This is a genomic window from Magnetospirillum sp. 15-1, assembly GCF_900184795.1.
Taxonomy (GTDB): domain Bacteria; phylum Pseudomonadota; class Alphaproteobacteria; order Rhodospirillales; family Magnetospirillaceae; genus Phaeospirillum.
The window spans coordinates 77,501-89,984 of record NZ_FXXN01000022.1 but is presented as its reverse complement, the minus strand read 5'-3'; the positions used below and the strand labels follow the sequence as shown (position 1 = coordinate 89,984).

The 12,484-nt window shown below is 65.5% G+C and carries 11 protein-coding genes and 1 tRNA gene (1 of these 12 only partly in view); 5 read left to right on the top strand and 7 right to left on the bottom strand.

All coding sequences use genetic code 11. The annotated features are described in order from the left end of the window. Window positions 1-9 precede the first annotated feature (9 nt). The 3 genes from CP958_RS08480 to CP958_RS08470 all read right to left on the bottom strand — a co-directional run bounded on the left by CP958_RS08480 (window position 10) and on the right by CP958_RS08470 (window position 3,083). The gene (locus tag CP958_RS08480) at window positions 10-1,293 is read right to left on the bottom strand and encodes a TRAP transporter large permease subunit (protein WP_096701531.1); all 1,284 of its coding nucleotides are present in this window, start codon (window positions 1,291-1,293) and stop codon (window positions 10-12) included. Beyond that, entirely contained in the window at window positions 1,290-1,991 is a 702-nt protein-coding gene (locus CP958_RS08475) for a TRAP transporter small permease (protein ID WP_170958902.1), read from the bottom strand. Before CP958_RS08475 ends, CP958_RS08480 begins: the two co-directional genes overlap by 4 nt. A gap of 78 nt (window positions 1,992-2,069) precedes the next feature. Beyond that, entirely contained in the window at window positions 2,070-3,083 is a 1,014-nt protein-coding gene (locus tag CP958_RS08470; RefSeq protein WP_096701530.1) for a TRAP transporter substrate-binding protein, read from the bottom strand. 101 nt (window positions 3,084-3,184) lie between these two features. Between CP958_RS08470 and CP958_RS08465 the strand changes: the two genes are divergently transcribed. The 5 genes from CP958_RS08465 (at window position 3,185) to CP958_RS08445 (ending at window position 7,611) form a co-directional block, all read left to right on the top strand. Further along, window positions 3,185-5,140 carry a PAS domain S-box protein gene (locus CP958_RS08465; RefSeq protein ID WP_096701529.1) on the top strand — a complete coding sequence of 652 codons (1,956 nt, stop codon included), beginning with the start codon at window positions 3,185-3,187 and terminating at the stop codon, window positions 5,138-5,140. Beyond that, window positions 5,137-5,739, top strand: coding sequence for a response regulator (locus CP958_RS08460; RefSeq protein WP_096701528.1), 603 nt, complete (start codon window positions 5,137-5,139; stop codon window positions 5,737-5,739). The genes CP958_RS08465 and CP958_RS08460 overlap by 4 nt, the downstream gene beginning before the upstream one ends. Window positions 5,740-5,842: 103 nt before the next feature. Further along, entirely contained in the window at window positions 5,843-6,493 is a 651-nt protein-coding gene (locus CP958_RS08455; protein WP_096701527.1) for a response regulator, read from the top strand. A 515-nt stretch (window positions 6,494-7,008) separates the two neighbouring features. Then, window positions 7,009-7,491 (top strand): DUF192 domain-containing protein, encoded by a 483-nt coding sequence (locus tag CP958_RS08450; protein ID WP_170958901.1) that lies wholly within the window; start codon window positions 7,009-7,011, stop codon window positions 7,489-7,491. Between the two features lie 43 nt (window positions 7,492-7,534). After that, a tRNA-Pro gene (locus tag CP958_RS08445) sits at window positions 7,535-7,611 on the top strand. 3 nt (window positions 7,612-7,614) lie between these two features. Here the strand turns inward: CP958_RS08445 and CP958_RS08440 are convergent. From CP958_RS08440 to CP958_RS08425, 4 genes are all read right to left on the bottom strand, one after another. Beyond that, entirely contained in the window at window positions 7,615-9,420 is a 1,806-nt protein-coding gene (locus tag CP958_RS08440; protein ID WP_197706381.1) for an alpha/beta fold hydrolase, read from the bottom strand. A gap of 185 nt (window positions 9,421-9,605) precedes the next feature. Next, on the bottom strand, window positions 9,606-9,812 hold the full coding sequence (locus tag CP958_RS08435) for a hypothetical protein (protein WP_096701526.1): 207 nt from the start codon (window positions 9,810-9,812) through the stop codon (window positions 9,606-9,608). 121 nt (window positions 9,813-9,933) lie between these two features. Next, on the bottom strand, window positions 9,934-11,091 hold the full coding sequence (locus CP958_RS08430; RefSeq protein WP_096701525.1) for a hypothetical protein: 1,158 nt from the start codon (window positions 11,089-11,091) through the stop codon (window positions 9,934-9,936). Between the two features lie 158 nt (window positions 11,092-11,249). Further along, window positions 11,250-12,484 carry the 3' portion of a peptidoglycan DD-metalloendopeptidase family protein gene (locus CP958_RS08425; protein ID WP_096701524.1) on the bottom strand. It continues 154 nt past the right edge of the window, so the window shows 1,235 of its 1,389 coding nt (coding positions 155-1,389); its start codon lies off the right edge, out of view; its stop codon occupies window positions 11,250-11,252.

Sequence of the window (12,484 nt, the reverse complement as noted above, 5' to 3'; positions counted from 1 at the left end):
AACCGGGAGCTACATCACTCCCAGCACCTTGGGCAGCCAGATGGACAGCGGCGGCCAGTAGGTCACCGCCATCAGGAAGCCCAGCATGGCCAGCAGCCAGGGCCAGACCGCAACGGTCAGCTCGGTGATGCCCATCTTGGTTATTCCCGATGCCACATAGAGGTTGAGGCCCACCGGGGGATGGCACATGCCGACCTCCATGTTGACCACGATCAGGATGCCGAAGTGGATCGGGTCGATGCCCAGCTTCATGGCCACCGGGAACAGGATGGGAGCCATGATCAGCACGATGGAGCTGGGCTCCATGAAGTTGCCGGCCGCCAGCAGCAGCACGTTGACCACCAGCAGGAAGGCGATCACCCCCAGTTCCTTGCCGACGATCCAGTCGGCGATGGCGTGGGGGATGTTCTCGTTGGCCAGCACGAAGCTGAACAGCACCGCGTTGGTGATGATGTACAGCAGCATGGCCGACATGGAGGCCGAGGACAGCAGGATCTTGGGCACGCCCTTCAGCGGCATGTCCTTGTAGACGAATACGGCGATGATGAAGGCGTAGACCGCGCTCATGGCCGCCGCCTCGGTGGGCGTGAAGATGCCGGTATAGATGCCGCCGATGACGATGACGATCAGCGCCAGACCCCAGATGGCTTCGCGCAGCGCCTGGAAGCGCTGGGCCCAGGTGGCGGGGGCCAGGCGGGGGAAGTCGTTCTTCCAGGCGATGTACCAGGTCACCGCACCCAACAGGGTGGCCAGCACCAGGCCGGGAATGACGCCGGCCATGAACAGGGCGCCCACCGAGGTGTTGGTGGCCACCGCATACATGACCATCACCAGCGACGGCGGGATCAGGATGCCCAGCGCGCCCGAGGTGGTGATGATGCCGGCGCCGAACCGGTTGGGAAAGCCTTGCTTGACCATGGCCGGCAGGATGATGGAGCCGATGGCCACCACGGTGGCGGGGCTGGAGCCCGACACGGCGGCGAACAGGGCGCAGGCCATGACGCCGGCCAGCCCGAGGCCGCCGTGCCAGTGGCCGACCATGGAGGTGGCGAAGTTGATCATGCGCCGCGCCACGCCGCCATGGGTGAGGAAGTTGCCGGCCAGGATGAAGAACGGGATCGCCATGATCTCGAACTTCTCGATGCCGGTGAACAGCTTCAGCGCCACGGATTCGATGGGAACCTGGGTGAAGGTGAACAGGAAGGTGAGGACGGTGAGGCCCAGCGAGATGGAGATGGGCATGCCGGTCAGCATCAGCACGATCAGCAGCCCGAAGATGACGGCGGCGTTCATGAGCGCTTCTCCCCTTCGCCGTCACCCTTGTCGGCATCGACGCCCTTGGGGTGGAGGTTGTCCTTCATCTCGAACCAGTTGATGTCCTGGGCGGCCCGCTGCGGGTCGGTGGTGTCCTCTTCCAGGCCTTCCACGTGACCGTGGTCGTGATGGGGCAGTTCACCGGTCTTGATGAAGCCGACGCAGACCTGCAGGAAGCGGAAACACATCAGGGCCGAGCCCAGCGGGATGGCCGAATAGACGATCCAGGTGGGGGCCTCCATGTCCGGGGTGATGGGGCCTTCGTACAAATCGCCGGTGGGCAGGCCGAAGGCGTGGAGGAAGGCGTAATGGGCGCCGTTCTCCATGACGAAATGTCCGCCCATGGTGGCGACGATGCCGGTGAACAGCGCGCCGGCCAGCAGGCCGAACACGATGAGCTTGGCCCGCCACTGGGGATTGAGGCGGTTGATCACCACGTCGACGCCCACGTGGATGCCGGTCCGCACGCCATAGGCGGCGCCGAACTTGGCCATCCACACGAACATGATGATGCACAGTTCCTGGGCCCAGGAGAAATCCAGATGCCCAACCAGGGGATACAGCAGCTCGGTACCCGCCGCGTAGCGTTGCAGAACGGCGACGAAGATGATCAGCGTCGCCGCGCCCATGAGAAAGGCGATCAGCCATTCCTCCAGGTGATCAAGGGCTCTCAGCATGGGGCCTCCCACGAAAGCCGGATGGATGGAAACGGACGAGGCGGGGCGCCCGGGTCGGGCGCCCCTCTCAGGCCGAAATCAGTTCTTGAAGCCGAACTTGGCGGCTTCCTTGTAGAACGATTCGATCAGGTCCTTGCCGACCCGGCCTTCCATGTCCTTGTGCACGGGCAGCAGGGCCTTGCGCCAAGCGTCCATCTCGGGAGCGGTCGGCTCGTGGAACTCGGTCTTGCCCGACGCCTTCATGGCCTTCACCGCGTCGTCGTTCTCGGTCTGGGCTATGGCGTTGGCGAAGACGGTGGCCTCGTTCATGGCGCCTTCCAGGGTGGCGCGCAGGTCGGCGGGCAGGCCTTCCCAGAACTTCTTGTTCACGATCACCGCATAGCCGAGATAGCCATGGTTGGTCATGGTGGCGTGCTTCTGCACCTCGTGCATCTTCTGGGTGTACATGTTGCTGGGCGGATTCTCGGTGCCGTCGACCACGCCGGTCTGCAGCGCCTGATAGACTTCCGAGAAGGCCATGACCTGGGGCAGGGCGCCCAGCGCCCGCATCTCGGCGTCCAGCACCTTGGAGGACTGGATGCGCATCTTGACGCCCTTGAGATCGGCGGGGGTCTTGAGCGGCTTGTTGGCGCTCATGATCTTGAAGCCGTTGTCCCAATAGGCCAGGCCGATGATGCCCTTGCCTTCCAGCTTCTTCAGCAGGCTGGCGCCCACCGGGCCGCCGGTGACGGCGCGCAGCACGTCCTTGCTGGGGAAGATGTAGGGCAGGTCGAAGACCTCGAATTCCTTGACGCCCAGCGGGCCGAACTTGGCCAGCGACGGGGCAAGCATCTGGACGGCGCCCAACTGCAGGGCCTCCATCTCTTCCTTGTCCTTGTAGAGCTGGCTGTTGGGATAGACCTCGACCTTGACGCGACCCTTGGTGCGTTCCTCGGCCAGCTTCTTGAAGTACTCGGCCCCCTTGCCCTTGGGGGTGTCCGGGGCGACCACGTGACTGAACTTGATGACGATCGGCTGAGCCTGCTGGGCCATGGCCGTGCCGGCGAGCATGCAGGCGGCCACGGCCCCCGCGAAGAAGGTTCCCAACTTCATAGTTTTCCTCCCAAGGTACCCTTAGATAGGGCTATTCCACACTACTATAGGAATCCGGCAAAACCTCGGCCATTGTGGTGATCCACAAGCGGAAAGGACCCATGAACACGCCCAAGGCCCTGCGAGACCGCCATGCCATTCAGGCCATGCCTGTGGTGGCCATGGGGCTGGTGGTCATGCTGCTGGGCGTGCTGCTGTGGCTTTTGCACCGCAACGAGGTGGAGGAGGAGAAGCGGGTCCTGATCCAGGACATCCTGTGGGTCGAGCAGAACCTCTATTTCCATCTGTCCTCCGGCGTCGAGCGGCTGGGGCAGCTGGCCGATCTGGCGGGGCGCGACGGCGCCGCATCGGGCGAGTTCGTCCTGCAGGGCCGGGCATTGAGCTCGGCCGATCCCGAGATCGAGCGGATCATTGTCCGCGACGTGGACGGAACGGTCGTCCAGTCCTTGCCGCCGGTGGAGACCGGGGCGGCGCTGGCCGCCGATCCCCAGTGGTCGACCACCCTGGCGCTGGCCCGCAGTTCCGGGCGTCCGGTCTATGGTCCGCCCTTCACGGTCGAGGGCAAGGGCGCGCGCTTCGAGGCGCAGGTTCCGTTCTTCCGGGACGGGCATTTCGCCGGAACGGTGGCCGGGGTGTTCTCCCTGGACGCCATGCTGGCCCATCATGTGCCCTGGTGGTTCGCCCAGGCCTACCGGCTGGAGATTCTGGACGGCAACGGCACCCTGCTGGCCGCCAAGTCGCAACTGTCGCCCTCGGAGCCGGGCGCCAGCTACAATTTACGCTTCGAGCCGCCCGGTCATGGCCTGGAGCTGGTGGCCATCTCGTATCACAGCGACCCGCAATTGCTGCGCAACGTGCTGGCGGCGGCGATCTTCATCCTGTCGATCCTGTCGGTGTCCAGCCTGTGGGCGCTCCGGCGCCACGTGCGGCGGCGGCTGGCGGCCGAGCAGGCGCTCCGCACCGAGCACTCCTTCAGGAAGGCCATGGAGGATTCGCTGACCGTCGGCATGCGGGCCCGCGACCTGGAGGGGCGGATCACCTACGTCAATCCCGCCTTCTGCCACATGGTGGGCTGGACCGCCGAGGAACTGGTGGGCACCGTGCCGCCCATGCTCTATTGGGTGCCGGAAGACCTGGAGCACACCTACGAACTGCACCGCGCGGTGCTGCGCGGCGAAGCCCCGGTGGAGGGTTTCGAACTGGTGTTCCGGCGCAAGAACGGCGAGCGCTTCAACGCGCTGGTCTACGAGGCGCCGCTGATCGATTCCGACGGGCGCCACACCGGCTGGATGGCCTCGGTGCTCGACGTCACCGAGCGCAAGCGGGCCGAGGAACTGTCGCGCCAGCATCAGGAGAAGCTGCAGCACACCGCGCGCCTGATCACCATGGGTGAGATGGCCTCGACGCTCGCCCACGAACTGAACCAGCCCCTGTCGGCCATCGCCTCCTACACCACCGGCTGCCTCAACCGCCTGTCGGCGGGCGACACCCGGCCCGAGGAACTGGTGCCGCCGCTCACCAAGCTGGGGGCGCAGGCCCAGCGGGCCGGCCAGATCATCCGGCGCATCCACGACTTCGTGCGCAAGAGCGAGCCCATGGTGCTGCCCTGCTTCCTGGACGAGATCATCGAGGGCGCGGTGGGCTTTCTCGAGCCCGACGCCCGCAAGCGGGGCATCCGCATCGACCTGGACATGGACGGCGTCCGCCCCAGGGTCGAGGCCGACCACATCCTGATCGAGCAGGTGATCCTCAATCTGGTGCGCAACGCCATGGAGGCCATGGGCCAGACCTCGCGGTCGCAGCGGGCCTTGTCCATTTCGCTGCGCAGCCTGGACGGGCAGGCCCGCATCCGCATCGCCGACCGCGGCACCGGCATCGCGCCCGAGGTGGCGGCCAGTCTGTTCAGCCCGTTCTTCACCACCAAGGAGGAGGGCATGGGAATGGGCTTGAACATCTGCCGCTCCATCGTCGAAGCTCACCGCGGCCATCTGTGGTTCGAACCGAACCCGGAGGGCGGCAGCATCTTTCTCTTCACCTTGCCGGAGATGGCCGGATGAACACTGGCGTGGTCTATATCGTCGACGATGACGAGGCGATTCGCGACGCATTGGGCTGGCTGTTCCAGTCGCGCGGCGTCACCGCCCAATGCTTCGCCTCGGCCGAGGCCTTCCTGGCCGGCTGGGCCGCCGGCAGCAGCGGCTGTCTGGTGCTGGATATCCGCATGGAGGGAATGACCGGGCTGGAGCTGTTCGACCGCCTGTGCGAGTTGGGCGCCAAGCTGCCGGTGATCTTCCTGACCGGTCACGGCGACGTGCCCATGGCGGTATCGGCCCTGAAGAAGGGCGCCCGCGACTTCGTCGAGAAGCCGTTCAACGACAACGAACTGGTGGACAAGGTGATCGAGGCCCTGGCCTGGGAGGCCGAGCGGGTGGCCAGCGACGCCGACGCCGCCTCGCTGGCCCAGCGCCTGGAAAACCTGACCCTGCGCGAGCGGCAGGTGATGGAAAAGGTGCTGGCCGGCAAGCTCAACAAGATCATCGCCGACGATTTAGGGATAACCATGCGCACCGTCGAAGTTCACCGGGCTCATCTTTTCGAGAAGATGGGGGTGAAGACGGCGGTGGAACTGGCCCAGCTTCTTTCCCAACGCCGCTGAGGTCACTGCGGGTTTACAAGATGCCTGCCGTGGTTCATCTTCTCTGCGGGCGAAATGACGGCCCAATCATTGGTTCAACTGCTTCCATGAGGAAAGGTCGGTCATGACGACGGCCCCCCAGATTCACGTGGTGGATGATGATCCCGCTGTACGCGATTCCCTTCGCATGCTGCTCGAGGCTGCCGGACATGCCGTGCATGCCTATCCCGACGCCGAGAGCTTCGTCGCCGAGGGAATGAAGGGCAGCGGCCCCGGCTGCGTGGTCGCCGATGTCCGCATGCCGGGCATGAGCGGGCTGGACCTGCTGCGTATCCTGCAGGATCGCGACATCAACCTGCCGCTGATCGTCATCACCGGCCATGCCGACGTCAGCATGGCGGTTCAGGCCCTCAAGGAGGGCGCCACCGATTTCATCGAGAAGCCCTTTGACGACGCGATCTTCCTGACGGCGGTCAGCAAGGCCCTGGCCCGCAGCGAGCGCGACTGGGTCGAGCGCGGCCGTCTGGACGGTATCGAGACGCGCGCCAGCTCCCTTACGCCGCGCGAATATCAGGTGATGGTCCTGGTCGCCCAGGGCTTGTCCAACAAGGCTGCCGCCGTCGAACTGGGCATCAGCGTCCGCACCGTCGAGATCCATCGCGCCCGCGTCATGGAGAAGATGGCCGCCGACAGCCTGTCCGCCCTGGTCCGGATGGTGCTGGAACTGGAGGAAGCGGGACGCCTGGTCCATGGCGACGAGGCGGAGGCCTCCTGAGCGGCTTGCTTGGGGCGAATATTTGAAGATGCCAAATGAAAGGGGCGCCGGTGAAAACCGGCGCCCCTTCGTTTGACCAGAAAGCGGAAACGTTACACTGTGCGGTTACGCTTCCCTGCCAAGGAGGGTGGGGATGGGCGGGAAGGCCCCCCAGGGCAGTATCTCCGGTTCTGGCCTTCGGAGGCTTTCACCTCTGTCCAGCTCACGGTTATGACTCTATCAAAGTACTCGTAAGTTGAAAACAGGAAAATCACCCCCTCAATTTACGGCAATCGTCATGCTAACTATAACTATATTTAAGTACGTATTTGGATAAAATTTTACCCAAATCCATCGGGTCGTTGAATTGCCTGCCTTTGCAGTCGTCATGGCCCGTGGCTCGCGCCGCATCCTTGCCGGGGTGAAGGCTGTTCGGGCAACCTGCCATCGGTTGTGGACGCTAGGCATTTCGTCCTGGCTTGCCTCCGTGGGCGCGGCGAGGCACCATGGGTCATCAAATGGCAAGGGAGACGGCCATGCTTCGGGCCTTCGCGGCGGTGATTTTCGTCCTGCTGGGTGTTTCGGCGGCGGCGAAGGCCGAGCCGGTGACCTTCGCCACCTCGCGGCTCGAGGTGGTGGCCGAGGGCGGCAAGCACCATGCCTTCACCGTCGAGATGGCGGTGACGCCCGACCAATTGTCGCAAGGCCTGATGTTCCGCCGCGAGCTGCCGGCCGGTTCCGGGATGCTGTTCGATTTCGGCTCGCCGCGTCAGGTGGCCATGTGGATGAAGAACACCCTGATCCCCCTGGACATGCTGTTCATGGAGCGGAGCGGGCGGGTGGTCTATGTGGAGCAATACGCGGTGCCGGGCAGCCTGCAGCCGCGCGGTCCGGCCGAGCCGGTGCTGGGTGTGCTGGAACTTCCCGCCGGGACGGCCCGACGGCTGGACCTGAAGCCCGGCGACCGGGTCGTCCATCCCATGTTCGAACGGGGGGCCATGTTCGAACGGGGACACTGAGCCGCCTTGCGCTCAGGCGTCAAACCCCTTACAACGCGGCCATCGGGGCGTAGCTCAGCCTGGTAGAGCGCCAGCTTTGGGAGCTGGATGTCGGAGGTTCGAATCCTCTCGCCCCGACCAATCTCATCGCATCAGCACGTACAGACCGGGGGCATCCATCAGCGGTGCGCCTTCTTCGCCGCCCATGGGTGGCGGAGCCACCCGGGCGCCGGAGCGTTCCGCCAGCCAAGCCTGCCAGGCCTGCCACCACGACCCCTCGCGGCGCGGAGTGACCTGTTCCCAGGTGTCGGCGTCGACGTAGCGGTCGAGATCCTTGTGGGTCGACATCTGATAGGACCGCCCCGCATGGCCCGGCTCGGAGATGATACCGGCGTTGTGGCCGCCCTTGGCCAGGATGAAGGTGACGTCGGTGTCGGTCAGCAGGCCGATCTTGTAGACCGACTGCCAGGGCGCCACGTGGTCCTTGGTGGTGCCGACGGCGCAGATGGGGGCGCGGATATCGGTGAGCGCCACCGGCCTGCCGTCCACGGTATAGCGTCCCTTGGACAGTTCGTTGCGCAGGAACAGGCGGTGAAGGTACTCGGTGTGCATGCGATAGGGCATGCGGGTGGCGTCGGCGTTCCACGCCATCAGATCGTTGCCGTGGCTGGTCTCGCCCAGCAGATACTGGCGGACCATCTGGGACCAGATCAGGTCGTTGGAGCGCAGTAATTGGAACGCGCCGGCCATCTGCTTGGTATCCAGATAGCCCTGGTTCCACATCATGTCTTCCAGATAGGTGACCTGGCTTTCGTCGATGAACAGCAAGATCTCGCCGGCATCCTCGAAATCGGTCTGGGCCGCCAGCAAGGTGATGCTGGCCAGACGATGGTCGCCGTCCTTGGCCATGCCGGCGGCGGCGATGGACAGCAGGGTCCCGCCGAGGCAATAGCCGGCGGCATGGATGCCGACATCGGGAACGATGGCCGAAATGGCGTCCAGGGCGGCCATCACCCCCAGGCGGCGGTAATCGGACATGCCCAGGTCGCGGTCCTCGGCATCGGGGTTCTTCCAGGAAATCATGAAGACGGTGTGGCCCTGCTCCACCAGCCAGCGGACCATGGAGTTACAGGCCGACAGGTCGAGGATGTAGTACTTCATGATCCAGGCCGGCACGAACAGGATCGGCTCGGGATGGACGGTCTCGGTGGTGGGCGAGTACTGGATCAACTCGATCAGGCGGTTGCGCAGCACCACCTTGCCGGGGGTGCAGGCCACGTCGCGCCCGACCACGAACGCGTCCTGCGACGGCTTGGCCTCGCGGCCGCCCATCTGGCGGTGCAGGAGGTTGAGGAAATTCTCCATGCCCCGCGCCAGATTCTGGCCGCCCTGTTCCACGGTGGCCTTCAGCACATCGGGATTGGTCATCAGGAAATTGCTGGGCGACATCATGTCCAGCAACTGGCGGGCGGCGAATTCCACCACCGCCTCGTGATGGCGCGACACGCCCCGGACGCCGGTGGTGGCGTAGTGCCACCATTGCTCGGCATACAGGAAGGACTGGTGCAGGACGTCGAACGGGAAGTTCTGCCATTCGGGGCTGGTGAAGCGGGGATCATGGGCCAGGGGCTCGATGAAGGGATCGGCGTCGCGCAACCCCAAGGCGGACGACTGGGCATAGCGGATCAGCGGCAGGCTCTTGGCGGCGGCGTTCTGAATCAACTCGCCCACCTTGCCCGGCGAGTTGGTCAGATGAACCAGCCAGTCCAGATAAGCCAGAATCATCGAGGCCGGCGACACGCCGTTGGTCAGGCGGCCCTGCATGGCGTGAACCAGCCGGTCAGCGCTTTCGGTGAAGATGGGAAACGGAGCCGCCGACGGCGCGTCGAGGCGAATACGGGTCTGCGGCACCACGGGTGTCACGGCCGGTTTGGCATGGGACTCATTCATGGCCCGCTCCCTTCGGAAGCCGGCGGAAGGTCGCTTGGGCCTCCCTGCCCGAAGTTGGCATCATAGCGCCGGACTCCGCTCCCGAGACATGCGGATTGCGCAGTGCAGCAACGGTGAGACGAGGGCCAAATCAAAGTGCCGCCAACGGCGTTGGCGGCACTTGCGGGACGGGGGATGCGGGGGCCTCAGAGCCGCTCGACGTCCACATCGTGATGACGGTGGCCGTAATGATCGCACAGGCCGGCGTCGTCCAGGCAGATGGGGTGTGCCGGGCGCGGCGCCTCGGCGGCGTCATGGCGGACGTCCTGGGTCTTGGGATGAGCGATCACCTCGAGGATGTCCTTGACGAGGTGGCTGCCGACCACCAGGACGGCGAGGTTCGGATTTTCCATGTCGGGCTCTCCTCTCCTGGCTGAGAAATCTCCGATTCTATCGCAATGAGGCGTGGTGGGAGTGTGCCGTCCCTGCATGGGAGGCCTCAGGGAAGCACAGCAGCATCGCCGCCGCTATGTCCTACAGGAAGACCTTGTCCGTCGGCCAGCCGTGCGGCTGGACCATGTCGGGGCGGCTGGCGCCGAAGGGGGCGCCGGAAAACAGACTGAAGCCCAGGGATGCCGCCCGCTTGATGTCCTGGCCCGAGGAGGTGTTCCACAGGCACAGTCCCAATCCGGCTCCCTTGACCTCGTGGGCCACCACCGCCAGCAGGGCGTACAGCGCCGAATGGGTGAAGGACGCCTGCTTGGCCTGGGCCTCGTTGACGCACAGATGGCTGACCCCGCAATCCTTGAGGAATCTGGCCATCTCCGGCTCGGGGAAGATGCGGATGCCCACCGTGGCTCCCCCCGCCAGGATGGCGTGGATGGCGTCGCGCAGCCGTCCCCGGCTGGCGGAATTGACCGCGCCGCTCAGTTCCACCATCAGGCCGCCGGGGCAGAAGGCGGTCAGGTGGCGGATATCGGCGGTGACCTCGCGGTAATCGCTCATGGTGTGGTCGTTGAGGGATTGGGGCATGACCACCAGACCGGACTTGATAGGAGCCGCCGCCACCGCATGCCGCAGGACGGCGTTGCGCTCGCGGGCCAGCGGGTCCTGATCGCCCGCCAACTGGACGGCGTCGTCCAGCAGCTCGTGCCCCTGGAAATGGCGCAGGGTCATGGTCCGGTTGCCGATAACCGCCTGACGGGCGGCATCCCAGACCGGCTGGAACACCACCTGCAGATTGACGGCGGCGTGGCGCTCGTGGGTATCGAGCACGTTGTCCATGGCCGGCAGCGCCGCCGCCGCCGGGCGGTGCTTCAGGCGGTCCAGCGGCAGCACCTGGACCGAGACGTTGATGTGCCCGGCCGATTGGCCGAACAGGCGCTCCTTGATCTCGCGCGAGATGGCGGTGGCCTTGATCATGCCCTCGGTATCGGTCAGGCCGGGAAACACCAGCATGTACTTGCCCTGCTCCAGCGGCACGCAGGCGTCCTCGGGGGACAGGCGGCGCTGGATGATGTGCTCGGCGATGGACAGCGCCTTGGGCAGGGCCGCGCCCAGGGACGAGGCGCCCTCGGCGTCGGGCAGCACGCTGACCAGATGGATGCGGCCGAAGCTGCCCTGGCCGCCGCGCTCGAGCATGGTGCGGACGATGGCTTCGAAGGCTTCGCGATCGGTAAAGTGTTCCGTCATGGTTGTCGGCCCTCTCGCGATCCTTCCCGCGACGATATGTGAAATCGGCGGGTAACGATATACGGTCCGCCACGGATGCATAGGGGCTGCCCGAGGGCTGGGGCGAGGGCTTGCGCAAGGCGTGCACCCGACCGCCCGATCCCGGCCGGGCGGGGTGATCAGTTGGCCTTGGCCTGGATCGGCTTGCCGGGATTGAGCGCGATGTGGGAGCCCGAGGGAATCTGGGCCATCAGCAGGTCGGTGCTGCGCTTGTGGCCCTGGTAGCGCTCCATGTCGCGCCCGGCCAGCTTGATGCCGGTGGGCACCTTGATGGACAGCGGGTTGACCTGGCTGTTGCCCTGCAGGACCTCGTAATGCAGATGCGGGCCGGTGGCGCGGCCGGTGGAGCCGACGAAGCCGATGATCTGGCCCTGCATGATGCGCCGGCCGGTATGGATGCCCTGGGCGATGCGCTGCATGTGGGCGTAGGCGGTGGCGAAGCCGTTGCCGTGGCGGATGCGCACGTAATTGCCATAGGCGCCGTTGGGGCCGGCCATCTCCACCGCGCCATCGCCGGCCGCCATGATGGGGGTGCCGGGCGGCACGCCGAAATCCACGCCCTTGTGCATCTTGGAATAGCCGAGGATGGGATGATGGCGCAAACCGAACCCGGAGGTGATCTTGGCGCCGTCCACCGGGGTCTTGAGCAGGGCCTTCTTGGCGCTCTCGCCCTTGCCGTTGAAGAAGTCCGAGGCGCCCGAGCCGTCCTCGAAGCGGTAGAGGGTGACCTCGGCTCCCGACAGGTCGAGGCCGGCATAGAGCACCTCGCCGCTCTTCACCAGCTTGCCCTTGGTGTCGTACCAGCCCTCGAACAGCACCTCGAAGCTGTCGCCCGCCTGGATGTCGCGCTGGAAGTCGACGTCATAGCTCAGCACGCGGATCATATTGATGATGACCTGGGCGGGGACACCGGCGGCGGTGGCGCTTTCGAACAGGCTCGACTTGATCTTGCCCGAATAGTGAGCCACCTGCCGGCTGACCTGACGCTTCTCCTCGCGGCCGGCGAAGCCGCCCTGGGGGGTGCGGCGCACCTGGATCTCGCGGATCGGATCGGCGGCCAGCCCCACCTGGGAGAACTGCCCCTGGCCGAAGCCCCAGGGGGACGGGTCGAACGTGACGGTGATCTTCTGCCCGGCCTTCAGGTCACGGGGATCGAACACCTTTATCAGGGCGTCGACCACCTGGGTGGCCTCGGCCGACGGAATGCCGGCCCGGCCCAGCAGGCTCATCAGCGTCTCGCCCGCGCCCACCTGCAATATATGGTCGACCGGACGGCGGGAGCGGTCCTCCAATTCGCCGTCGGTCAAGTCGGGCAGGGGCTGGGCGCTGCCTTCGTTCTCCAGATCCACATAGG

What these genes read in the sequence shown, in the direction of transcription:
- CP958_RS08465 (WP_096701529.1), top strand. Translation starts at nt 3,185, where the DNA reads ATGAACACGCCCAAGGCCCTGCGAGACCGCCATGCCATTCAGGCCATG.
- CP958_RS08450 (WP_170958901.1), top strand. Translation starts at nt 7,009, where the DNA reads ATGCTTCGGGCCTTCGCGGCGGTGATTTTCGTCCTGCTGGGTGTTTCG.
- CP958_RS08460 (WP_096701528.1), top strand. Translation starts at nt 5,137, where the DNA reads ATGAACACTGGCGTGGTCTATATCGTCGACGATGACGAGGCGATTCGC.
- CP958_RS08435 (WP_096701526.1), bottom strand. Translation starts at nt 9,812, where the DNA reads ATGGAAAATCCGAACCTCGCCGTCCTGGTGGTCGGCAGCCACCTCGTC.
- CP958_RS08470 (WP_096701530.1), bottom strand. Translation starts at nt 3,083, where the DNA reads ATGAAGTTGGGAACCTTCTTCGCGGGGGCCGTGGCCGCCTGCATGCTC.
- CP958_RS08430 (WP_096701525.1), bottom strand. Translation starts at nt 11,091, where the DNA reads ATGACGGAACACTTTACCGATCGCGAAGCCTTCGAAGCCATCGTCCGC.
- CP958_RS08455 (WP_096701527.1), top strand. Translation starts at nt 5,843, where the DNA reads ATGACGACGGCCCCCCAGATTCACGTGGTGGATGATGATCCCGCTGTA.
- CP958_RS08475 (WP_170958902.1), bottom strand. Translation starts at nt 1,991, where the DNA reads ATGCTGAGAGCCCTTGATCACCTGGAGGAATGGCTGATCGCCTTTCTC.
- CP958_RS08480 (WP_096701531.1), bottom strand. Translation starts at nt 1,293, where the DNA reads ATGAACGCCGCCGTCATCTTCGGGCTGCTGATCGTGCTGATGCTGACC.
- CP958_RS08440 (WP_197706381.1), bottom strand. Translation starts at nt 9,420, where the DNA reads ATGAATGAGTCCCATGCCAAACCGGCCGTGACACCCGTGGTGCCGCAG.